This window comes from Bradyrhizobium sp. sBnM-33, from assembly GCF_032917945.1.
GTDB lineage: Bacteria > Pseudomonadota > Alphaproteobacteria > Rhizobiales > Xanthobacteraceae > Bradyrhizobium.
Genome location: NZ_CP136624.1, coordinates 6,367,330 through 6,390,332 on the forward strand (window position 1 = coordinate 6,367,330; position 23,003 = coordinate 6,390,332).

23 protein-coding genes are annotated in these 23,003 nt (G+C 63.3%); 8 read left to right on the plus strand and 15 right to left on the minus strand.

What is annotated here, in order from left to right; genetic code table 11:
* Positions 1-47: 47 nt before the first annotated feature.
* Together RX328_RS30120 and RX328_RS30125 are read right to left on the minus strand one after the other, a co-directional pair.
* Complete coding sequence (locus RX328_RS30120; RefSeq protein ID WP_213252958.1) at positions 48-746, minus strand: phosphatidylserine decarboxylase; 699 nt, start codon at positions 744-746, stop codon at positions 48-50.
* 58 nt (positions 747-804) lie between these two features.
* On the minus strand, positions 805-2,793 hold the full coding sequence (locus RX328_RS30125) for an ABCB family ABC transporter ATP-binding protein/permease (RefSeq protein WP_213252959.1): 1,989 nt from the start codon (positions 2,791-2,793) through the stop codon (positions 805-807).
* Positions 2,794-3,002: 209 nt separating this feature from the next.
* Here RX328_RS30125 and RX328_RS30130 point away from each other — a divergent pair, with 209 nt between their 5' ends.
* Positions 3,003-3,608, plus strand: a complete 606-nt coding sequence (locus tag RX328_RS30130) for a TIGR00730 family Rossman fold protein (protein ID WP_213252960.1) — start codon at positions 3,003-3,005, stop codon at positions 3,606-3,608.
* A 12-nt stretch (positions 3,609-3,620) separates the two neighbouring features.
* On the opposite strand, the gene RX328_RS30135 is transcribed toward RX328_RS30130, so the two are convergent.
* From RX328_RS30135 to cysS, 4 genes are all read right to left on the minus strand, one after another.
* Entirely contained in the window at positions 3,621-3,998 is a 378-nt protein-coding gene (locus RX328_RS30135; protein ID WP_213252961.1) for a VOC family protein, read from the minus strand.
* Between the two features lie 131 nt (positions 3,999-4,129).
* Positions 4,130-5,728 (minus strand): citramalate synthase, encoded by a 1,599-nt coding sequence (cimA, locus tag RX328_RS30140; RefSeq protein WP_213252962.1) that lies wholly within the window; start codon positions 5,726-5,728, stop codon positions 4,130-4,132.
* Complete coding sequence (locus RX328_RS30145; protein WP_213252963.1) at positions 5,725-6,237, minus strand: GNAT family N-acetyltransferase; 513 nt, start codon at positions 6,235-6,237, stop codon at positions 5,725-5,727. Before RX328_RS30145 ends, cimA begins: the two co-directional genes overlap by 4 nt.
* 117 nt (positions 6,238-6,354) lie before the next feature.
* Complete coding sequence (gene cysS / locus RX328_RS30150) at positions 6,355-7,770, minus strand: cysteine--tRNA ligase (RefSeq protein WP_213252964.1); 1,416 nt, start codon at positions 7,768-7,770, stop codon at positions 6,355-6,357.
* Between the two features lie 300 nt (positions 7,771-8,070).
* Between cysS and RX328_RS30155 the strand changes: the two genes are divergently transcribed.
* Together RX328_RS30155 and RX328_RS30160 are read left to right on the plus strand one after the other, a co-directional pair.
* Complete coding sequence (locus tag RX328_RS30155) at positions 8,071-8,379, plus strand: hypothetical protein (RefSeq protein WP_213252965.1); 309 nt, start codon at positions 8,071-8,073, stop codon at positions 8,377-8,379.
* Positions 8,380-8,548: 169 nt separating this feature from the next.
* Complete coding sequence (locus tag RX328_RS30160; RefSeq protein WP_213252966.1) at positions 8,549-9,718, plus strand: DUF2865 domain-containing protein; 1,170 nt, start codon at positions 8,549-8,551, stop codon at positions 9,716-9,718.
* 10 nt (positions 9,719-9,728) lie between these two features.
* Here RX328_RS30160 and RX328_RS30165 read toward each other — a convergent pair whose 3' ends face one another.
* From RX328_RS30165 to RX328_RS30175, 3 genes are all read right to left on the minus strand, one after another.
* Positions 9,729-11,477: an NAD+ synthase gene (locus RX328_RS30165; protein ID WP_213252967.1), complete on the minus strand. Its 1,749-nt coding sequence runs from the start codon at positions 11,475-11,477 to the stop codon at positions 9,729-9,731.
* Positions 11,478-11,644: 167 nt separating this feature from the next.
* Positions 11,645-11,998 (minus strand): diacylglycerol kinase, encoded by a 354-nt coding sequence (locus RX328_RS30170; protein ID WP_213252968.1) that lies wholly within the window; start codon positions 11,996-11,998, stop codon positions 11,645-11,647.
* 1 nt (position 11,999) lies between these two features.
* On the minus strand, positions 12,000-13,388 hold the full coding sequence (locus RX328_RS30175) for a class II 3-deoxy-7-phosphoheptulonate synthase (RefSeq protein ID WP_213252969.1): 1,389 nt from the start codon (positions 13,386-13,388) through the stop codon (positions 12,000-12,002).
* 171 nt (positions 13,389-13,559) lie between these two features.
* On the opposite strand from RX328_RS30175, the gene RX328_RS30180 reads away from it, so the two are divergent.
* The gene (locus RX328_RS30180; RefSeq protein WP_213252970.1) at positions 13,560-14,465 is read left to right on the plus strand and encodes an alpha/beta fold hydrolase; all 906 of its coding nucleotides are present in this window, start codon (positions 13,560-13,562) and stop codon (positions 14,463-14,465) included.
* Position 14,466: 1 nt separating this feature from the next.
* Here the strand turns inward: RX328_RS30180 and RX328_RS30185 are convergent, their stop codons facing one another.
* Positions 14,467-14,679, minus strand: a complete 213-nt coding sequence (locus tag RX328_RS30185) for a hypothetical protein (RefSeq protein WP_213252971.1) — start codon at positions 14,677-14,679, stop codon at positions 14,467-14,469.
* Positions 14,680-14,866: 187 nt separating this feature from the next.
* On the opposite strand from RX328_RS30185, the gene RX328_RS30190 reads away from it, so the two are divergent.
* Both RX328_RS30190 and RX328_RS30195 read left to right on the plus strand, forming a co-directional pair.
* Entirely contained in the window at positions 14,867-15,457 is a 591-nt protein-coding gene (locus RX328_RS30190) for a cysteine hydrolase family protein (protein WP_213252972.1), read from the plus strand.
* A 79-nt stretch (positions 15,458-15,536) separates the two neighbouring features.
* Entirely contained in the window at positions 15,537-16,613 is a 1,077-nt protein-coding gene (locus tag RX328_RS30195; protein WP_213252973.1) for a flavodoxin family protein, read from the plus strand.
* 129 nt (positions 16,614-16,742) lie between these two features.
* On the opposite strand, the gene RX328_RS30200 is transcribed toward RX328_RS30195, so the two are convergent.
* The 5 genes from RX328_RS30200 to rpiA all read right to left on the minus strand — a co-directional run bounded on the left by RX328_RS30200 (position 16,743) and on the right by rpiA (position 20,832).
* Entirely contained in the window at positions 16,743-17,594 is an 852-nt protein-coding gene (locus RX328_RS30200) for a 3-hydroxybutyryl-CoA dehydrogenase (RefSeq protein WP_213252974.1), read from the minus strand.
* Positions 17,595-17,683: 89 nt separating this feature from the next.
* Positions 17,684-17,947, minus strand: a complete 264-nt coding sequence (locus RX328_RS30205; RefSeq protein WP_213252975.1) for a hypothetical protein — start codon at positions 17,945-17,947, stop codon at positions 17,684-17,686.
* A gap of 134 nt (positions 17,948-18,081) precedes the next feature.
* Positions 18,082-19,467 (minus strand): glutathione-disulfide reductase, encoded by a 1,386-nt coding sequence (gene gor, locus RX328_RS30210; protein WP_213252976.1) that lies wholly within the window; start codon positions 19,465-19,467, stop codon positions 18,082-18,084.
* 96 nt (positions 19,468-19,563) lie between these two features.
* Positions 19,564-20,109 carry a DUF2059 domain-containing protein gene (locus RX328_RS30215; protein ID WP_213252977.1) on the minus strand — a complete coding sequence of 182 codons (546 nt, stop codon included), beginning with the start codon at positions 20,107-20,109 and terminating at the stop codon, positions 19,564-19,566.
* A gap of 24 nt (positions 20,110-20,133) precedes the next feature.
* Entirely contained in the window at positions 20,134-20,832 is a 699-nt protein-coding gene (gene rpiA, locus RX328_RS30220; protein ID WP_213252999.1) for a ribose-5-phosphate isomerase RpiA, read from the minus strand.
* A gap of 163 nt (positions 20,833-20,995) precedes the next feature.
* Between rpiA and RX328_RS30225 the strand changes: the two genes are divergently transcribed.
* The gene (locus RX328_RS30225) at positions 20,996-21,682 is read left to right on the plus strand and encodes an HAD hydrolase-like protein (protein WP_213252978.1); all 687 of its coding nucleotides are present in this window, start codon (positions 20,996-20,998) and stop codon (positions 21,680-21,682) included.
* A gap of 269 nt (positions 21,683-21,951) precedes the next feature.
* Entirely contained in the window at positions 21,952-22,980 is a 1,029-nt protein-coding gene (gene moaA / locus RX328_RS30230) for a GTP 3',8-cyclase MoaA (RefSeq protein WP_213252979.1), read from the plus strand.
* The last annotated feature ends 23 nt before the right edge of the window (positions 22,981-23,003 follow it).

Consider the following 23,003-nt stretch of genomic DNA (forward strand, 5'->3'; position numbering starts at 1 on the left):
CGGTTTGCCATTGGCGGCCGCCTGGCCATTTAGGCGGCCGAAGCTGGTTAATCGGCGCGAAAAGTCCGGCCCTGCTCGGTCGAGCCGAAATCGGCCAAGATCGTCTCGCCGGCAATTGCCGTTTGGCCCTCTGAAACCAGCGATCTCGTGCCTTCGGGCAGATAGACGTCCAGACGCGAGCCGAAACGAATCAGGCCGAACCGCTCGCCGGCGCCGATCGACTGGCCTTCCCGCACGAATGAGACAATCCGCCGCGCCACTAGCCCGGCGATCTGGACCACGCCGATCCGGCCGTTCGTGGTCGAGATCACCAGCGAGTTGCGCTCGTTGTCTTCGCTGGCCTTGTCGAGCTCGGCATTGATGAAGGTGCCGGGCCGGTAGGCGATACGGTCGATGCGGCCCGCCACCGGGCTGCGGTTCACGTGGCAATTGAACACGCTCATGAAGATCGAAATGCGCGGCAGGGGCCGGTCGCCGAGGCCGAGTTCGGCCGGCGGCAGCACCTGGGCAACCATCGAAACGCGGCCATCGGCTGGCGACACTACGATGCCATCGCGCACCGGCGTCACGCGGACGGGATCGCGGAAGAACAGTGCGCACCAGACGGTCAGGACGGTGCCGATCCAGCCGAGCGGGGTCCAGATCCAGAACAGGATCAGGCTGACCAGCGCAAAGCCGCCGATGAAGGGATAGCCCTCGGGATGAACAGGCGGGATCTGCGCGCGGATGGAATTCGCAATCGACATTAGGGCTCGCTGTTATCTGGCCGACTTCGCTGCCTTTGGAAGTAGCGCCGTATTTGGATTATTCCGCGGCGGTTGCCAAGGGATCTTTGGATTTGGGCTGATCGCCGGCCGGCTCATTGAGCGGGTCGTCGACCGGCGGCGGGGCGCGGTTCGGCGCTTCGTTGCCATCGTCGATCTGCGCGAGTTTTTCGCGCGCCGCCTCGGCTTCGCGCTGCCTGTTCCACATGCTGGCATAAAGCCCGCCGGCAGCCAAAAGGCTGACGTGGGTGCCGCGCTCGGCGATGCGCCCTTGATCCAGCACGATAATTTCATCGGCGCCGACGATGGTGGAGAGCCGGTGGGCAATCACCAGCGAGGTGCGGCCGCGTGAGACGCGCTCCAGCGCTTCCTGGATTTCGTGCTCGGTGTGGCTGTCGAGCGCCGACGTCGCCTCGTCGAGCACCAGGATCGGTGGCGCCTTCAAGACCGTGCGTGCGATCGCCACGCGCTGCTTCTCGCCGCCCGACAATTTCAGGCCGCGTTCGCCGACCTGGGTTTCGTAGCCCTTGGGCGAGTTGCGGATGAAGCTGTCGATCTGCGCCAGTTGCGCCGCCTCTTCCACCTCGCCATCGCCGGCGTCCCAGCGGCCGTAGCGGATATTGTAGCGGATGGTGTCGTTGAACAGCACGGTATCCTGCGGCACCATGCCGATCGAGGCGCGCAAGCTCGCCTGCGTGACGTTCCTGATATCCTGGCCGTCGATTAGGATTTTGCCGCTGGAGATGTCGTAGAGGCGGAACAGCAACCGCGAAATCGTCGACTTGCCGGCGCCGGAGGGACCGACGATCGCAACCGTCTTGCCGGCAGGGACCTCGAAGCTGAGGCCTTTGAGGATCGGCCGCTCCGGATCATAGGCAAAGCGCACGTCCTCGAAACGCACATTCCCGGCGCTGACCACGAGCGGCGCGGCGCCCTCGATATCCTTGATCTCCGGATTGCGCGACAGCACGTTGAACATCTTCTCGATGTCGATGATCGCCTGCTTGATCTCGCGATAGACCATGCCCATGAAGTTCAGCGGCTGGTAGAGCTGGATCATCATGGCGTTGACCATGACGAAATCGCCGACCGTGTTGGTGCCGTTGCGCACGCCGATCGCGCACATCAGCATGGTCGCAGTGAGGCCGATGGTGAAGATGACCGCCTGCCCGGTATTGAGCACCGCCAGAGAGGTGTAGGTCTTGACGCTGTTGTGCTCGTAGCGCTCCATCGAACGATCGTAGCGCTCGGCCTCGCGCTGCTCGGCGCTGAAATATTTCACTGTCTCGTAGTTGAGCAGCGAGTCGATCGCCTTGGTGTTCGCTTCGGTGTCGGAATCGTTCATCTTGCGGCGGATTTCGATCCGCCATTCGGTCGCGATATAGGTGTAGTACATGTAGATCACGACCGTGATCGCGGTGACCAGCACATAGCGCCAGTCGAACTGCCACAGCAGCACTGCCATCAGGAGCGACACTTCGACGATCGTCGGGATGAGCTGCAGGATCACCATCCGCACGATCACCTCGATGCCGGTGCGGCCGCGCTCCAGGACCCGCGTCAGGCCGCCGGTCTTGCGCTCCAGATGAAAGCGCAGCGACAATTCGTGCATGTGAACGAAGGTGATGTAGGCGAGCTTGCGCACTGCATGCATGGCGACGCGGGCGAAGATGCCGTCGCGAAACTGCGTCAGCACCGCCATCAGCACGCGCACCGCGCCGTAGCTCGCCGTCATCAGCAGAGGCGAGGCAATCAGCCACAGCATCCAGTTCGACGCTTCGACCGGAGCCGTGCCCATGCCGTTGAGCGCATCGATCGCCCATTTGAAGGTGAACGGCACCGTCAGCGTCGCGAGCTTCGCGGCGAGCAACAGCACCATCGACCAGACCACGCGCATTTTCAGGTCGGCGCGGTCGCCGGGCCAGATATAGGGCCACAGGTGAACCAGCGTCCCGATCAGGGTCGCCGTTTCGGGCGTGTTGTCGGCCGGCAGTTGGGCGGTCTCGGTGCGCGAATCAGGATCAGCCATCACTGTCGCGCCCAACGCGAGATGGCGCACCGGCCGTCAAATGGTCTCTGATGATCTGCATCTGTCCGTCATATAAAGCGTTTAACTCTCCCGTACAGCCTTGAAAGATAAATCTTTCCCCCGTTTGGTTTGATTTCGGGCCTATTTCTGCTGCATCAGCGAAGTCAACCAGACTTGAGCTTTCCTGGGTGCAGTGCCACATGGTCTCTATGGATCAAATCAAAACTGTCTGTGTCTATTGCGGCTCCGGCGCCGGCTCCAGCCCCCGTTTTGTCGAAGCCGCCCACGCTTTGGGAAAGAGTTTTGCCGAGAACAAAATCCGGCTCGTCTATGGCGGCGGCTCCGTTGGCCTGATGGGCGCGGTCGCCAAATCCACGCTGGATCACGGGGGCCTGGTCACCGGCATCATCCCGGATTTTCTGAAGTCCCGCGAGCACGCGCTGTCACGCGTTCAAGAAATGATCGTCACGCCCGACATGCACGAACGCAAGCGGCTGATGTTCGAACGCTCGGACGCCTTCGTGGCGCTGCCCGGCGGCATCGGAACGCTGGAGGAACTGGTCGAGCAGATGACATGGCAGCAGCTTGGCCGCCATTCCAAACCGGTGCTGCTCGCCAACATCGATGGATTCTGGGAGCCGCTGATCGCCCTGCTGGCGCATATGCGCGCCACCGAGTTCATCCGTCCGTCGCTTGACGTCGATATCCTCAAGGCCGAACGGGTCGAGGACGTCGTGCCGCGCCTGCGCGCCGCCGCCGCGCGGGCGCCCGAAGGCGCCAAGCAGATGGCGCCGGAGGTGGCGCGGAGGCTTTAGGCCACCACGGCTTCACTCACTCGGAAACGTCACGGCCTCGATGCGGTTGCCATCGGGATCGATGACGAAGGCCGCGTAATATTTTACGCGATCGTGGGAGCGAATGCCCGGTGCGCCGTCGGAGCGGCCGCCGGCGCTGAGCGCGGCGGCGTGAAACGCGTCGACGTCATCAGTTGTTTTCGCGCGAAGACAGATATGCGTGCCACTCTCGGGCGGCACCGGCGTCATGCCGACGCGCAGATTGATCCAGAATTCGGGGTAGGTTTTGCCGAAGCCGATCGTGGCGGGACGGGTGACGAGGCGCGAGAGGCCGAGGGCTGCGAGGGTGGCTTCATAGAAGCGCGCGGAGCGTTCGACGTCGGCGACGCCGACGGAGACGTGATCGATCATGGAATGGCCCCTGCTCTCTTCTCGTCATTGCGAGCGAAGCGAAGCAATCCATCGCACCACCGCTGCACTATGGATTGCTTCGTCGCTTCGCTCCTCGCAATGACGGCGTGTGCGGCACCGCCTTACATCCCTCACACCGGTGCGCCTGATTTCACCAGCTTGTAGACCACCGAATCCATCAGCGCCTGGAACGAAGCATCGATGATATTGGGCGAGACGCCGATCGTGGTCCAGCTTTCGCCGTTCTCGTCCTCGCTCTCGATCAGGACCCGCGTCACCGCTTCCGTGCCGCCATTGAGGATACGCACGCGGTAATCGATCAGCTTCAGGCCTTCGATGTATTTCTGGTATTTGCCGAGGTCCTTGCGCAGCGCCACGTCGAGCGCATTCACCGGGCCGTTGCCTTCGGCTGCCGAGATCAGCCGCTCGCCGGCGACATCGACCTTCACCACCGCAAGCGCTACCGTGATGCGCTGGCCGTTGGCATTGTAGCGCTGCTCGACATTGACGTCGAACTGCTCGACCTTGAAATATTCCGGCACCCGACCGAGCGTACGCCGTGCCAGGAGGTCGAAGGAGGCGTTGGCGGACTCATAGGCAAAGCCTGCCGCTTCCCGCTCCTTCAATTCCTCGACCAGACGCGCCAGTTTTGGATCGCCTTTCTCGTACGGGATACCGGCGCGGTCGAGTTCGGCCATGACGTTGGAGCGGCCGGCCTGGTCCGACACCAGCACCTTGCGGTGATTGCCGACGGATTCAGGCGAGACGTGTTCGTAGGTCTGCGGATCCTTCAGGACGGCGGAGGCATGAATGCCGGTCTTGGTCACAAACGCGCTTTCGCCGACGTAAGGCGCATGGCGGTTTGGCGCGCGGTTGAGCATGTCGTCTAGCGTCCGCGACACCTTCATCAGCGTCGCCATTTTCTCCGCGGTGACGCCGATCTCGAACGCGTCGGAAAACTCGTTCTTCAGCCGCAGCGTCGGGATCAATGAACAGAGATTGGCATTGCCGCAGCGTTCGCCGAGCCCGTTCAGCGTGCCCTGTATCTGGCGGGCGCCGGCGCGCACCGCAGCCAACGAATTGGCCACCGCCTGCTCGGTGTCGTTATGGGCGTGGATGCCGACATGGCTGCCCGGGATGTGCTTGGTGACAGCGCCCACGATGGTCTCGATCTCGTGTGGCATGGTGCCGCCATTGGTATCACACAGCACCACCCAGCGAGCCCCGGAATCATAGGCCGCCTTGGCGCAGGCGAGCGCGAAATCGGCATTCTCCTTGTAACCGTCGAAGAAGTGCTCGCAGTCGACCATCACCTCGCGCCCCGCGGCCTTGGCGGCGGCGACGCTGTCGCAGATCGAGGCGAGGTTTTCCTCGTTGGTGGTCTCGAGCGCCACCCGCACCTGATAAGCGCTGGATTTTGCGACGAAGCAGATCGCATCGGCCTTGGCTTCGATGAGCGTCACCAGTCCCGGATCGTTCGAGGCCGAACGGCCCGGACGGCGCGTCATGCCGAACGCGGTGAATTTTGCGTGTTCGAGTTTTGGCTTTTCGGCGAAGAACTCGGTGTCGGTTGGATTGGCGCCGGGATAGCCGCCCTCGACGTAGTCGATACCGAGCTCGTCCAGCATCTGCGCGATGATCTGCTTGTCGTGCAGAGTGAAATCGACGCCGTTGGTCTGCGCGCCATCACGCAGCGTGGTATCGAACAGATAGAGGCGTTCGCGGCTCATGTTGGCGCTCCCGGCACGGCACTATCGGCCAGCGTCTTCTGCATCGTGGTATTGGCCAGCCATTCGCCGTTGAGCGAGACGGTGTTGCGCTGCTTGGCGGTGTAGCCGCGCTTCCTGAACAACGGCTCCGCAGTATCGCTGGCATCGACCGTCAGGGTTTTCGCGCCCCGGGCGCCCGCCAGTTTCTCCAGCGCGTCGACCAGCATCGACGCAACGCCCTGCCCTGCCACACTCGGATGGACGTACAGCATGTCGATATGGTCGGCACCCTTCAGCGAGGCGAAGCCGACCGGCGCGTTCTGGATGGTCGCGATCAGCGTCAATTGCCCGGCGAGCTTGTTGCCGAACGCCGCTTCGTCCTCGGCCGCCTGAGCCCAGGCTTCCTGTTGCGCTTCGTTGTAGTCGTCGCCGGTCAGCCCCTCGATGGCGGCAACGAAGATCGCCGCCAGCATCGGAACGTCCGCCGGCAAAAACGGCCGCAAGCCGGGTTTGGGCAATGCCTGTCCCATCGCGTCAAATCACTCCGAACAGTCGCAGAGCCAGTATGACCGCGGCAACGATCAGCGCCCACTTGATGAAGATGTAATAGCGCCAGTGTTTGGGAAACGGGGTATCAGGTTCGTCCATCACGCGATCTCCCAAGTGGTTACAGGTTTTCCGTCCTTGTCCTTGCCGTCCTTGATGGCAACGCCCATCGTGGCGAGCTCATCGCGAATGCGATCGGATTCCTTGAAGTCTTTTCGTGCGCGCGCCGCCGCGCGATCCGCAATCAGGCGGTCGACCTGTTGCGGATCGATGCCGCTCGCCTGCTGCTTCCGCCCCTTCCACTCCGCAGCGCTCATCGAGAGGAAGCCGAGCAAGCGAAGCGACGCCGCAAACTCGCCGCGTTCCCGCGCGCCGCCGGACGCCGCCGCGTTGCGCAGGCTGTGCAGGACAGCCATCGCCAGCGCCGTGTTGAGGTCGTCATAGAGCGCCTCGATCATGGCCGGCGACGGCTCGGTGGCCACGGCGTCGGCTGCGATCGCGTACCAGTCGTCGAGCGTCTTAGCGCTCTCTTCCACACCCTTCGCGGTCCAGTCGAGTGGCGAGCGGTAATGCGTCTTGAGCATGCTCAGACGCAGCACCTCGCCCGGCCAATCGGCCAGCAATTCGCGGATCGTGAAGAAATTGCCGAGCGACTTCGACATCTTCTCGCTCTCGAGCTGCAGGAAGCCATTGTGCATCCAGACATTCGCCATGCGGTCGGAATGGAACGCGCAGCAGGTCTGCGCGAGCTCATTCTCATGGTGCGGAAACACCAGGTCGATGCCGCCGCCATGGATGTCGAACTTCTCGCCGAGGTGCTTCCAGGCCATCGCCGAGCATTCGATATGCCAGCCGGGGCGTCCCTCGACCTTGATGCCCGATGGCGACGGCCAGGACGGCTCGCCCGGCTTCGACGGCTTCCACAGCACGAAGTCGGTGTTGTCGCGCTTATAGGGAGCAACATCGACGCGGGCGCCGGCGATCATTTCGTCAAGCGAGCGTTTCGACAGCGCGCCGTAGCGCGGCATCACGGAGTTGGCTTCGTTCATCGCCTGGGGCGAGAACAGCACATGATCTTCGGCGACATAGGCAAAGCCGCCGGCGACCAGCTTTTCGATGATCGCCCGCATCTCCGGGATGTGTTCAGTCGCGCGCGGCTGCACCGTCGGGGCCAAGCAGCCGAGCGCGGTGACGTCGTCCTGATACTGCTGATACGTCTCTTCTGTGACCTTGCGGATCGCCTCGTTCAGCGGCACGCCGGGATAGTCGCGCGCGGCGCGGACGTTGATCTTGTCGTCGACGTCGGTGATGTTGCGGACATAGGTCACGTGATCGGCGCCATAGCGGTGGCGCAGCACGCGAAACAGCACGTCGAACACGATTGCCGCGCGACCATTGCCGATGTGGGCAAAGTCGTAGACCGTCGGTCCGCAGGCATACATGCGGACGTTGTCGGCATCGAGCGGCACGAACGGCCGCTTTTCCTTCGTCAAGGTATCGTACAGACGCAGTTCCATGGACCCATCCCTTGCGGCCGGGCGTCCAGTGATCTCATTTTTGAGAAAAGACGGCCTCAGCCAGCGAATCGCTAGCTAATAATCTCGCGGCAAATGGCGCAGATGGCGAGGAGACCGTTCATGGTTCCACCATTGCGGTATCGCAAGCACGCCGTCAAGGCCTTGCTTGTGCCCGATTTGCGGCCGATCAGGCCGCCGAACCCCCGCCATTCGCTGCCGCCCTCGGCCCTCATGGTTAATCATTATTAACGCTTTGGGCCTATTTCTGAGGGCGGTCCCTTCCCGCTGCCGGTGCTACCCATGCGACTTTCCTCCGCACTCATTGCCTGTGCCTTCCTGCTCGCCGCCTCGGCCGCATCCGCTGACAGCCGCGTCTTCATCGTGGCCAACCAGGCCGACGGTTACGGCGTGGACGAGTGCCTCGCCAGGGGCGACAAATGTGGCGCCCACGCCGCCCGCGCCTATTGTCAGTCACGGGAATTTGCGCAGGCGACCGCCTATCGTCGCGTCGAGCCCGACGAAATCACCAGCGCGGTTCCGATCGGCGGCGGCGACAAGTGTTCAGGCCCGGCGTGCCGCGAATACGTCGCCATTACCTGCGAGCGCTAGAGCCATTAATTCCGTAATTTCAAGGGCCGGTTTGCCACACCCGCGCCCCGGAAACGACGTGACGCTGCCCCGAGAAGCAGCTATTGGATGCGGCCTTGGCCGCAGAACGCCGCCTTGGCCGCGCCATCAGGCTTTTTGAGCCGCGCGGATCAGCTCTCAATGGCCGGATATGCTGGAAATTCGCAACGCTCCCCTCTCCCTTCGAATTTTGACCTGCGCCATCCTGCTCGGCATCTCCGCCCCGAGGGCACCCGCTTTGGCGCAGACGAACGAAGACGCCATGGCGCAGATGAACCAGGACGCCCCGCCACAACAGGGCGCGCAGGCCAATCCGATCTGCATCCGGCTCGAAGGACAATTGGCGACGATCGACCGTGGCGCCGGCACCGGCGACCCGGCCAAAGATGAACAGATCCGCCGTTACCAGGAAGCCCAGGCCAAGCAGCAGGCCGAGCTCGACCGGATCACGCTGCAGGCCAGGCGCATGGACTGCGAAAGCTCGGGCTTCTTCTCGCTGTTCAACGGCCGTTCCGCCCAGTGCGGCCCGGTGAACAACCAGATCCAGCAGATGCGCGCCAATCTCGACCAGATCACCACCAGCCTAGAGCGGCTGCGCAGCGGCGGCATTGGCGGCGCCGAGCGCGAAAACCAGCGCCGCTCGGTGCTGGTGGCGCTCGCGCAGAACAATTGCGGTCCGCAATATGCCGCGGCCGCGCGCGGCCCAGGCAACTTCATCGACAGCCTGTTCGGCAACAACCAGACGCTGCCGCCGCCGAGCGCCGATCTCGCCGCGCCATCCGGCACCTTCCGCACCGTCTGCGTCCGCAGCTGCGATGGCGCCTATTTCCCGGTCTCATTCGCGACCGTGCAGGCTCGCTTCCAGGACGATGAGAGGACCTGCAAGGCACTGTGCCCGGCGGCGGAGGCGACCCTGTTCGCCTATCGCAATCCCGGCGAAGACATCAACCAGGCGGTCTCGATCAACGGCCAGCCTTATTCTTCGCTGCCGAACGCATTCAAATTCCGCACCGAGTTCAACGCATCCTGCTCCTGCAAGCCCGCGGGCCAGACCTGGTCCGAAGCGCTGAAATCCGTCGACGACAAGGCGGCGGTCGAACAGCAGGGCGACATCATCGTCACCGAGGAAAGTGCGAAGCGGATGCAGCAGCGCGGGCAGTCGAAAGGCGCGCCGCCGCCCAAGAAGGGCGCCGCGCCCGCAGGCACCACCGCCGCCGCGCCTGCACCGGCGACGGCTCCGGCTGATGCGACCGCTACGACCAACGACAAGGACAAGCCGATCCGCACCGTCGGTCCGACCTTCATCCCGCCGAAGCAGTAGAGAAAACGCCCTACCCCTCGAACGCATCCGCCGAGGCGCGGCCGGCGCGGGCAACCAGTTTTTCGTCGGGTGCGGGCAGCGCCTTGCCATTGTCGCGGAAGCGGTTGGTGATGGGATAGCGGCGATCGCGGCCAAAGTTCTTTTCCGTCACCTTGACGCCCGGCGCGGCCTGCCGCCGCTTGTATTCGGCGACGTTGAGCAGGCGATCGATCCGCGTCACCATTTCAGCCGGGAAACCGGCCGCGATAATCGTGGCCAACGGCTCCTCGCGCTCGACCAGACGTTCCAGAATCCCGTCCAGCATCTCGTACGGCGGCAGCGAATCCTGGTCGGTCTGGTTCTCGCGCAGCTCCGCCGTCGGCGGCCGGGTAATGATGTTGACCGGGATCACCTCGCCTGACGGCCCGAGCACGCCATCCGGCTTCCACTCGTTGCGCAGACTCGATAGCCGGAACACTTCGGTCTTGTAGATGTCCTTGATCGGATTGAAGCCGCCATTCATGTCGCCATAGATCGTGGCGTAACCAACCGACATTTCCGACTTGTTGCCTGTGGTCACTACCATCGCGCCAGTCTTGTTGGAAATCGCCATCAAGAGCGTGCCGCGGGTGCGCGCCTGCAAATTCTCTTCGGTGATATCGCGCGGCAGCCCCGCGAACGGGCCGGAGAGGATTTTCTCGAAGCCGTTCACAGCGTCCGCAATCGGCAGCACCTCGTAACGGATGCCGAGCGCCTTCGCGAGTTTTGCAGCGTCGTCCAGCGACACCTGCGCGGTGAAGCGGAACGGCAGCATTACGCCGCGGACCTGATCGGCGCCGAGCGCATCAACGGCAATGGCCGCGCACAGCGCGGAATCGATGCCGCCGGAGATGCCGAGCAAGACGCCCGGAAAGCCGTTCTTGCGGACGTAGTCGCGCAGGCCCAGCACGCAGGCGGCGTAATCGCCCTTGTCGCCCTCGAGCAGGGGCACTACGGGGCCCGAGCAGCGCCAGCCGTCGGCGCTCTTGGTCCAGCGCAGCGTGGTGATGTTTTCCTCGAAAGCGGGCAGTTGCGCCGCCACCGACAGATCAGCGTTCAGCGCAAACGACGCCCCGTCGAACACCAGTTCGTCTTGCCCGCCGATCTGATTGAGATAGACCAGCGGCAGCCCGCTCTCGGTGACGCGGGCAACTGCGATCGACAGCCGGAGGTCGTTCTTGTCGCGTGCGTAGGGCGAACCGTTCGGCACGAGAAGGATTTCCGCGCCGGTCTCGGCGAGGCATTCGACGACGTTCTCGTATTCCTCGGACTCTTCGAGCCAGATATCCTCGCAGATGGGAACACCGACCCGGATGCCGCGCACGGTCACCGGACCCGCGGCCGGACCGCGCGCGAACAGGCGCTTTTCGTCGAACACGCCGTAGTTCGGCAGGTTCGCCTTGAAGCGCAACGCGGCGATGCGGCCCTGATCGAGCAGCGCGCAGGCGTTATAAAGCTTGCCGTCCTCGACCCAGGGCGTGCCGATCAGAACAGCCGGACCACCGCGAGCAGTCTCGCGCGCCAACTCTTCGACCGCGGCGCGACAGGCGGCCTGGAAGGCCGGCTTCAGCACCAGATCTTCCGGTGGATAGCCGCAGATGAACAATTCGGGCAACAGCAGGAGATCGGCGCCATCGGCCGCGGCCTTGTCACGCGCGGCGCGGGCCTTGGCGGCGTTAGCTGGCACGTCGCCGACCGTCGGGTTCAACTGCGCCAGCGTGATCGTAAAAGTGTCGGTCATGGGAGCGATGGTGCCTTGCACAAGAGCAAACTGCAATTGCCGCCTTGATAGCGTTTTCGAGCGAAGCATGCCCTCGGACTTGATCCGTGGGTGGACACCGGTTCGCGTGAAGACGCGTCAAAACAAAACTTAGATATGCGGTTCTGATGCCAATCAGAACCGCATATCTAAATGGCGCCTATGCGTTCGGCGAGGGCGAACAGCCAGAACAGGCCGGCCATCAACAGCGCCACGCCGACCGCCGCCGACCCCATATCCTTGACCTGACCGATCTTCAGATCGTGATCGGTGGTCAGGCGGTCGGCAAGCTTTTCGATCGCGGTGTTGAGCAACTCGACCACCAGGACAAAAGCGACGGCCGCAACCAGTTCCACGCGGCGCATGGTGGTCGTGCCGATCAGCCAGGCCAGCGGCACCGACAGGACCAGCGCGAAAAGTTCCTCGCGGACGGCCTGCTCCGAACGGATCGCAAAGACGAGCCCGTTACGCGTGTTGATGGTGGCCCGCCAGAGTCGCAGCAAATCAAAGTCCCGCTGCGGCCGGCATCGGCTGAGCTTTACCGGCGCGTTCCTGCTTCAGCAGTTCGGCAATCAGGAAAGCCAGATCGATTGATTGTTCGGCGTTGAGGCGGGGATCGCAGACCGTGTGGTAGCGGTCGTTGAGGTCCTCGTCGGTGATGGCCCGCGCGCCGCCGATGCATTCGGTGACGTCCTGCCCGGTCATCTCCAGATGCACGCCGCCGGCATGGGTGCCTTCGGCGGCGTGGATCGCGAAGAACGACTTCACCTCCGACAGCACCCGGTCGAACGGACGGGTCTTGTAGCCTGATGTCGAGGTAATGGTGTTGCCGTGCATCGGATCGCACGACCAGACCACGACCCGCCCTTCCCGCTGCACGGCGCGGATCAGCGGCGCGAGATGATCGCCGACTTTGTCGGAGCCGAAGCGGTTGATCAGCGTCAGCCGTCCCGGCTCGTTCTCGGGATTGAGGATGTCGATCAGCTTGAGCAACTCATCCGGCTTCAGCGAGGGACCGCATTTCAAGCCGATCGGGTTCTTGATGCCGCGGAAATATTCGACATGGCCGTGGTCGAGCTGGCGGGTGCGGTCGCCGATCCAGATCATGTGGCCCGACGTCGCGTACCAGTCGCCGGTCGTGGAATCGACCCGCGTCATCGCCTGCTCGTAGCCGAGCAGCAGCGCCTCATGGCTGGTGTAGAAATCGGTGGCGCGCAGTTCGGGGTGGCTTTCGAGGTCGAGCCCACAGGCGCGCATGAAATTCAGCGCGTCGGAAATTCGATCCGCCAGTTCCTTGTAGCGGCGTGACTGCGGGGAATCCTTGAGGAAGCTCAGCATCCACTGGTGCACGCTGCCGAGATTGGCAAAGCCGCCGGTCGCGAATGCGCGGAGCAGGTTCAGCGTCGCCGCCGACTGCCGGTACGCCATTAACTGGCGCTGCGGATCGGGGATACGCGCTTCCGGGGTGAAGGCGATGTCGTTGATGATGTCGCCGCGGTAGCTCGGCAGCTCGACGCCATTGACTTTTTCGGTGTTCGACGAGCGCGGCTTTGCGAACTGCCCGGCGATGCGGCCGACCTTCACCACCGGCAGCGCGCCGGCATAGGTCAGAACCACGGCCATCTGCAGCAGCACACGGAAGAAGTCGCGGATGTTGTTGGCGCCGTGCTCGGCAAAGCTCTCGGCGCAATCGCCGCCCTGCAGCAGGAAGGCCTCGCCGGCCGCCACGCGGGCCAGCGCCTTCTTCAGGTTGCGGGCCTCGCCAGCGAACACCAGCGGCGGAAACGTAGCAAGCTGCGCCTCGACGTCGGCCAATGCCTTGGCATCGGGATAATCGGGGACCTGCAGCACCGGCCTGGTGCGCCAGCTGTCGGGCGTCCACCGCTCGGACATGACGTTAACTCCTGAGCAAAAACCGCAACTTATCGAACGTTACGAAGGCCGGGTTATACACAGGCCGCGGGCCGACCGCCAGTTAGATTTCCGGTAGTCCTGACAAGCTCTTGCGGCGAAATCCGAATTCGCATTTGCTATGGCCGCTCGCAAAGCTGGCAGGAGAACACGGTGGCCGAGCCGGGGCTGGACGACATATTTAGCGACGATATTACGGTGCCCGCGACAGATGGATACCCCCTTGCCGCGACGCTGTTTCTGCCCCGCGGGGCCAAGCGCCATGCGGTCCTGGTCAATTCGGCAACCGCCGTTCCCCGCAAGCTCTACCGGGGTTTTGCCGGCTACCTCGCTCACCGCGGCTGCGCGGTTCTGACCTACGATTATCGCGGCACCGGCGACTCGAGGCAGCAGGCGCTGACCGGCTCGATCAGGCCGAAATCGCTGGTCGGCTTCAAGGTCTCGATGTCGGACTGGGCAGCCCAGGATATCACCGCGGCGGTCGCCTGGATGCGCGAGCGTTACAAGGCGCTGCCCTTCGCCTATGTCGGGCATTCGTTCGGCGGCCAGGCGCTCGGCCTGTTGCCGAACAATTCGGAAATTTCGCGCGCCCTCTTGATCGCCGCGCAAGCCGGTTACTGGAAACTGATGACGGCGCCGGAGCGCTACCGCGTCTATGTCCTGCTGAATTTCATCGGCGTCCCCTTAACCCGCGCCCTCGGCTACATGCCCGGCAAAGCCGGCCTCGGCATGGATCTGCCAAAGGATGCATTCCTGCAATGGGTCCGCTGGGTGATGAGCCCGCGCTATCTGTTTGATGATGCCAGGCTCGAAGCCGTGCAGAATTTCCCGAACTACAAGGGCGCGCTACGCGCACTCTGCATGTCCGACGATCCCTGGGCGACACGGCCGGCAGTCGAATTGTTGTGTTCGGGATTCACCTCGACCGCGCCCGAGATCATCACAGTGAGCCCTGCAGATACCGGCGTGAGCAAGATCGGGCATATGGGATTTTTCCGGCCCGAGCATCGCGACACGCTGTGGCGCGGGGCCGCGGAATGGATTCAGGCGGAGGAGTAGCTTACCTCACCACGCCGGCCGCGTCGCCGTCGTCGCCGGGCAAGACGTATTCGACCGCCAGCAGCCCTCCTTCAAGGATGAGAAACGCAACCGCGCCGCCTAGCCAGCCGAAGAACGCAATTGCAAAGGCCAACAGGAGCAAGGCGGATACGACATCCGCCAGGATCTTGCCGCTCCGCTCGATCGCGTCCTGTCCTCTCGAAAAGTAAGCCATGGCCTCTCCGTCCAGGCGCCATCAATAAGCAATGCAACGTGGCGCAAAGGCGGGAGTTCCGTTCACCCTCGGCATCGCCGCTTCTCGGTCGCGGCTTCACCCGGCAAGACCGGACGTTCTCCGTCCGGCTGTTGAAACCAGTCCCCATTCTCCGAATTAGCCTTCTCAATGAGGCGAGAGGCCACCCATGGAAGGAATTCGCGACGCCGCGCATCTATGCATCGATATGCAAAACATCTTCGCAAAGGGCGGCGTGTGGGAAACGCCATGGATGGAGAAGGTATTGCCGGTGATCTCGGAGATTGCCGCGCGATATCCGGAGCGGACGGTATTCACGCGCTTCATCACGCCCGAGCGGCCGCAAGATCGTCGCGGCCAGTGGCAGGCCTATTTCACCAAATGGAAGCGCGCGACGCGCGGCGACCTCGCACCCGCCGCACTCGATATCGTGCCGGCACTAGCACGATATTCTCCGCCGGCTCTGGTCGTCGACAAGCCGGCCTATTCGGCGTTCTTCGGATCGCGGCTCGGTCATCTGCTCGTCGAGCGGCATGTCGGTACCGTAGTGGTGTCAGGCGCCGAGACGGACGTCTGCGTACTCTCCACGGTGCTCGGCGCGGTCGATCTCGGCTTCCGCGTCGTCATCGTACAAGATGCGCTGTGCAGTTCCTCGGACATTGGCCATGATGCGCTGATGACTATGTATCGGACGCGGTTCAACGAGCAGATCGAGTTGGTCAGCGCCGCGGAACTATTCGACATGTGGCGTCCGGAATAGATGCGCCGGCGGGCCCCGGAACCGGCGCTCCCGCTACAACGTTGAGACGGCAGCAATCATCGCGCGAAAGGATCGATCCATGGCGGCGCCGGACATTCGCAAGGAAATGCCGCCCGTCAAATTGCCGCGCGAGGAATTCGAGAGGCGCTATCGCGGCCGCTTCGTCGATCCGGTCTTCCAGCCGCTTCAGCGCGAGCTCGACGCCATCGTCGCGGCGGCATGGGACGCCTATAGCCATTCGCGCAAGGCCCCGCTGACCCGCAAGGCAGGCGCGGGCTTCGCCGATCCCGAGTACGAAATCGCGGTGGACTGGCTCGCCGCACGCGAGGCCATTCTCGAAGCGCAGCGGCGCCACGACGATGCCGCCGGGCAGCCGCGCATCCTCATCATCAACGGCTCGGCGCGCAGCGAGCATACCTGCCCCGGCGAGACGTCCAAGACGTGGCGGCTGGTCAAGCTCGCCGAGCCGGTGCTGATCGAAATGGGATTTGCGGTCGACATTCTGGATCTGTCGCGGCTAACGTCGGAATATGGCCGGCAGATTCATCCCTGCAAATCCTGCATCGCCACTGCGATGCCGCTCTGTCACTGGCCCTGCAGTTGCTATCCAAACTATTCGCTCGGCCAGACCGACGACTGGATGAACGAAATCTATCCGCTCTGGGTGGCAGCGCACGGCATCCTGATCGTGGCGCCGGTGAACTGGTATCACGCGTCGACGCCGCTGAAGGCGATGATGGATCGCCTGGTTTGCGCCGACGGCGGCAATCCCGATCCGACGTCCACCCACGGCAAGCACGCTGACCAGGCCAAAGCGCTCGAATTGAAGGGCTGGCCGTATCCGCGCCATCTGGCCGGCCGGCATTTCGGGCTTGTGATTCACGGCGACAGCGGAGGCGCGGAGACGATGCGCCGCTCGCTGTCGGACTGGCTGACCGACATGGCGCTGATCTCGGCCGGCCGCACCGCCGAAGCCGAGGGATATGTCGGCTACATGGAGCCCTACGCCACCTCGCATCAGGCGCTGGATGAGGACCGCGAATTCCACGACGAAGTACGCAATGCGGCACGCGCGCTGGGCAATGCATTGATGCTGGCGCGGGCGGGGAAGCTCAAAAATCCCGCCGAGGGGCTCGTCAATCCAAATCCGAAATAGCTACGTAGGAAGGGTGGAGCGACTTGTCCGCCGTAGCTCGCCAGAGCGAAGGAGGAGCGATACTCCCTCCCGCGCAAGAAAGAATGGCTTTCGCTGCGCTCTACCCATCCTACACGCCTCCCGCTACCCTCACTTTCCGTAACTATAAAACCCCTGCCCGGTCTTGCGGCCGAGATGACCGGCGGCGACCATTTCCTTCAAGAGCGGCGCGGGGCGGTATTTCGGGTCGTTGAAGCCCTGGTAGAACACTTCCATCACCGACAGCATGGTGTCGAGGCCGATCATGTCGGCGAGCGCCAGCGGGCCGATCGGGTGATTGCAGCCGAGCTTCATGCCGGCATCGAGGTCTTCCGCGGTCGCCAGTCCCTCCTGCAGCGCGAAGATCGCCTCGTTGATCATCGGGCAGAGGATGCGGTTGACTGCAAAGCCCGGGCTATTCTTCGCCGTGATCGACACCTTGCCGATCCGTTTTGCAAAGGCTTCCGCCTTGGCATGGGTATCGTCGGAGGTTTGCAAGCCCCGGATCAATTCCAACAGCGCCATCAGCGGCACCGGATTGAAGAAGTGCATGCCAATGAAGCGGTCCGGCCGGTCGGTCGCCGCGGCGAGTTTCGTAATCGAGATCGAGGACGTGTTGGTCGCGAGCAGCGCCTGCGGCCGCAGTTTTGGGCAAAGGTCCTTCAGGATTTTCACCTTCAGCTCTTCATTCTCGGTCGCCGCCTCGATCACGAGATCGCAGGTGGAAAACTTCGCCGTGTCCGTGGTCGTCGTAATGCGCGCGAGCGCCGCCTGCCGGTCGGCGTCAGTCATCTTCTGCTTGTTGACCAGCCGCTCCAGGCTGTTCGACACCACCGACATGCCACGCGTGAGCGCGGCATCGGAAATGTCGGTCATGACGACAGGAAGCCCGGCAGCGGCACACACTTGGGCGATGCCGTTACCCATCGTGCCTGCGCCTACGATCCCGATTGACTCAACCATGGGGAAAACTCCGTTATTGAATGCTTGCCTGCACCGTTATCAGAGTGCCGCCGCCATCGGTAGCCCTTGGCGCGCTCACTCGGCCGCTCCTACGACGCATCGGGGGCGCCGAAAACCTGATAGAGCACATGCCGGAGTTCAAACTGGTTGCAACCGCGAGAGGCAATGTTGCCGCGGCCATCGGGTGCCTCAAGCTCCCACCCCTCCTCGATGTCCGACCAATAGAGCAGTTTCTCGTCGAGAACCGCCACAGCAACAACTAATTCTCCGGGGGAGTCGCTCACGCCGACTGTACGCGGACGGATCAGCGCGCTTTCGAGTGCCGCCCGATGTTGCGGATGAAGCGAAGCCATGTCCGCTGCGAGCCGACTCGTTACCAGAGAAATTTCGGGCTCGCATGACACAGGACTACAACCAATCAATTGCCAGCTACGGCGCTTCACGGAAGGTGATGGGTTTCGCAAAGAGCTCAACCCATCCTACGGCCCTACTCCGCCGCCTGCCTCACATACCGCGCCGTCGGCGTCCGCATGGTCACCAATTCCTCGGCCGCCGTCGGATGCAGCGCGATTGTCGCATCGAAATCGGCTTTGGTCGCCTTCATCTTCACGGCGATGGCGACCGCCTGGATGATTTCGGCCGCGGTGTCGCCGACGATGTGACAGCCGAGCACGCGGTCCGTCGTGCCGTCGACCACGAGCTTCATCAGCACGCGGGTGTCGCGGCCGGACACGGTCGCCTTGATCGGGCGGAAATCGGCCTTGTAGATATCGACATGGCTCACTTGCGCGCGCGCCTGCGCTTCGGTCAGGCCCACCGTGCCGACCTCGGGCTGCGAGAACACCGCCGTCGGAATGGTGGAGTGATCGACCTGCACCGGGCGTTTGCCGAACACGGTGTCGGCAAAGGCATGGCCCTCGCGGATCGCGACCGGCGTCAGATTGAGGCGATGGGTGACGTCGCCGATCGCATAAATGTTGTCCACGGACGTCTTCGACCACTCATCGACGGCGATGCCGCCATTGACGGGATTGATGGCGACGCCGGGCTTCTCGAGCCCGAGATTGGCGACGTTCGGGTGGCGGCCGATCGCGAACATCACCTTCTCCGAGGCGATGCTCGAACCGCTGGATAGATGCGTGGTGTATTCATTGCCGTGCTTGTCCACTTTATCGATGGTGCAGCCGGTGATGATCGTAATGCCCTGCTTCTCCATCTCGGCGCGGACATGCTTGCGGACGTCCTCATCAAAGCCGCGCAGAATATTGTCGCCGCGATAGACCACGGTCACGTCGGAGCCGAAGCCGGCAAAGATGCCAGCGAATTCCAGCGCGATATAGCCGCCGCCCTGGATGACGATACGCTTCGGCAGCCCGGTGAGGTGAAACGCCTCGTTGGAAGAAATCACGTGCTCGATGCCGGGGATCTCCCGCCCATGGTTAGGCGCGCCACCGGTCGCGATCAGGATGTATTTTGCGGTGATCGTTTCGCCGGTCAACAGGCGCAGCGTGTGGGCGTCTTCCAGCACCGCGCGCGTCTTGACAATGCGCGCGCCTGATTTCTCGACATTAGCGGCGTAGATGCCTTCCAGCCGGGCGATCTCCTTGTCCTTGTTGGCAACAAGTGTGGGCCAATCAAAGGAGACTTCGGGAATGGTCCAGCCGAAACCTTTTGCGTCCTCGATCTCGTGGCGGACGTGTGAGCCGAGCACGAACAGCTTTTTCGGCACGCAGCCGCGGATCACGCAGGTGCCGCCCATCCGGTATTCTTCGGCAACCATGACCTTTGCGCCATGGCCGGCGGCGATGCGGGCGGCGCGAACGCCGCCCGAACCACCGCCGATGACGAATAGATCGACATCGAACTCAGCCATCTCAACCCCGCCCGAAGCCGCTTCTGGTTAGCTCTTTTATTTGACGCGTTTTCTTCACGCGAACCGGAAGGCCACTTCGCTCGAAAACGCTATGGTTCAAATATCCTTGCCGCGCTTCTTCATCTCGGCGCGGAACTGGCCGTTGATGGTTTCGGCAAAGGCCTGCGCCCACTGGTTCATGTAGGACATGCTGAACTGGATGGCGCGGGGCTCGCTCGCGAGCAGCTTCTGGCCGAGCGGCGACTTGTAGAAGGTCACGAGGTCCTTCAACTCCTGCTCGGTGAACTCGTTGGCGTAGACCTGCGCCATGCCTTCGCCGATTTCCTTCTCGCGGCCAGCGAGATTCTTGGCGACGATCACGGCGACTTCGTTGAGGTCTTTCTGGTAGTTCAGGTTACTCTGCATCAGCACGTTCTTGGTCTGCTCGACGAGATTGGGAACGGCGTTGGCGTACATTGCGCTCGCGTTCTTCATCGCCAGGATTTCCTTGGCGGCGGCAATCGCCGCCGGTGAGCCGGGCTTGAGTTGCGCGGTCCCAGGCGCCGCGGGCGCGTTCTTCTGCTGTGCGCCGGCCGGAACGCCGGTCAGGGCAAGACCCACCGCAAGGCCGGCCGCCGACAAAATCCGTGAAAGCCTCTTCATTCCGATTCTCCTCGATTACCGGCGTTACCGCCGCTCAATTACGCGAATTCCCTGGGCACCTGCCAGGACGGCGGTGCTGGCCAGACCAATGAACAACCCGTGTTCGACGACGCCCGGGATCAGGCTCAACAGGCCCGCCAGACGCGGCGCATCGGCGATGCGCCCGAGATGGGCATCGACAATCCAGTGGCCGCCATCGGTGACAAAAACGTGGCCGTCCTTGCCCTTGCGGAGCCCCATTTGCCCGGAAACGCCGCTTTGGGCAAATGCGGCCGCCATGGCCCGCCGGGTGGCGGCCAGCCCGAACGGAACGACCTCTACAGGTAGGGGGAAACGGCCGAGAACATCGACCCATTTGGTATCGTCGGCAATCACGATCATGCGATCCGACGCCGCCGCCACGATCTTCTCCCGGAGCAGCGCCCCACCGCCGCCCTTGATCAGGTTGAGGGCGGGATCGACCTCGTCGGCACCATCGACGGTGAGGTCGAGCCGGTCGACTTCATCGAGCGTGGTCAGCGGAATTTTGCAGGCTTCGGCCTGGGCGCGGGTCGCTTCCGACGTCGGCACGCCGATCACTTTCATCCCGCCCGCAACCCTCTCGCCGAGCAGTTCGACGAAATGCTTGGCGGTCGAGCCGGTGCCGAGCCCGAGCTTCATGCCATCCTGCACATGCTCCAGCGCCCGTGCCGCCGCTTGCCGCTTAAGTTCATTCATATCCACGTGCTGACAATGCTCCCAGAATCCGCCGATCCGCGGGCGCATGTCTAGCGTCGTTTTGTCGGCAGGAACAGCGCCGTGGCCCGTCTAAATTGCCCGAATAAGGTTGTCCGCTGTGTCGGGGCGGCACTTGCACGAACGCGCGCCGGCGGATAGCGAATTCCGGATGAGCCTTCCCCGCACTGTAGTCTTCGACCTCGACGGCACCCTGGTCGACACCGCGCCCGACCTGATCGCCGCGCTCAATTTCGTGCTCGATCGCGAAGGATTGCCGCCGGTGCCGATGCGTGCCGCGCGCAACATGATCGGTGCCGGCGCCCGCAAGCTGATCGAACGGGGGCTGGAGCTGGAAGGCCGTCCAATAAGCACCGGCGACATCGACCGGCTTACCAGGAACTTTGTCGATTATTACGGCGCCCATATCGCCGTCGAATCGCGCCCCTTCGAGGGGCTGGAGGCCGCGCTCGACGATCTCGAGGCGCAGGGCTGTCGTTTTGCGGTTTGCACCAATAAGCTGGAATGGCTGTCGAAGCGGCTGCTCGACGAACTGGGCTTGAGCGGACGGTTCGCCGCGATCTGCGGCGCCGACACGTTCGGCGTCTCCAAGCCTGACCCCGTGATCCTGCAGCAGACGGTGGCGCGCGCTGGCGGGGATATTGGCGCGACCATCATGGTGGGCGACGCGGGACCTGACGTCGGCGTCGCCAGGCGGGCGGGCGTTCCCGTGATCGGGGTCGAATTCGGCTACACCGACGTTCCGATCGCCCAGCTCAAGCCCGACCGGCTGATCGGGCATATGCGCGAGTTACCGGCCGCCGTGGATGGGCTCAGCAAGGCTGCCTTGCGGGCTTAATCACTTGATTTCATTGTAATTTACCTTACCATCGGTGTTCGCGGGCTCAATCCGACCGCGCCGCTGCCGAAACTGCGCAAGCCGATGCGGCGAAGAAGCAGGCCAAGGCTGCCGCTGCGCCGGCTGCCCCCGCAGCAGAGTCCGCCACGCGCTAGTCGCGGTCCCGCCCCCTAGGAGCCACCTCCGACGGGTTGCGGATTGTAGGCGCCGTACAAGGTGTCTAGATTGTGCTAGCGAACCAGCATGCGGCCCCTTTAGAGGCAGTTTGAATGAGCGGCTCCCCGTCACCCGATCAGCTTATACGTCCGATGGTCGATCCCTTCGGCCGGACCATCCGGTATCTGCGCGTGTCGGTGACCGATCGCTGCGACCTGCGCTGCTTCTACTGCATGTCCGAGGACATGACGTTCCTGCCGAAGAAAGATCTCCTGACGCTGGAGGAACTCGACCGGCTGTGCTCGGCCTTCATCGCCAAGGGCGTGCGCAAGATCCGCCTCACTGGCGGCGAGCCGCTGGTCCGGCGCAACGTGATGTCGCTGGTGCGCTCGCTGTCGCGGCATCTTGGAACCGGCGCGCTCAATGAGCTGACGCTGACCACCAACGGCTCGCAACTGGCTCGGTTCGCGACCGAGTTGCGCGACTGCGGCGTTCGCCGCGTCAATGTCTCGCTCGACACACTCGATCCCGCAAAGTTCCGCGCCATCACGCGCTGGGGCGATCTCGACCAGGTTTTGGCCGGCATTAAGGCCGCACGGGATGCAGGGCTTGCGGTCAAGATCAATGCGGTCGCGCTGAAGAATATGAACGAGGAAGAGATTCCCTCGCTGATGGAATGGGCACACGGCAAGGGCATGGCGTTGACGCTGATCGAAGTGATGCCGATGGGCGACATCGGCGAAGGACGGATCGACCAGTATGTGCCGCTGTCGCTGCTGCGCGCCCGCCTCGCCCAGCACTACACGCTGACCGACCTCGATGAGGATACCGGCGGCCCCGCCCGCTATGTCAGCGTCGCGGAAACTGGCGGCAAGCTCGGCTTCATCACACCGATGACGCATAATTTCTGTGAATCCTGTAACCGGGTACGGATCACCTGCACCGGCACGCTGCACACCTGCCTCGGCCACGAGGATGCCTCCGATTTGCGCAAACCGTTGCGGGCCTCCGCCGACGACGACCTGCTCTCGGCAGCGATTGATCGCGCCATTGGGCTGAAGCCGAAGGGCCACGACTTCATCATCGACCGCCGGCATAACCGCCCGAGCGTCTCGCGCCACATGAGCGTGACCGGCGGCTAGTTACCGCAGCCCATATCGTCCGA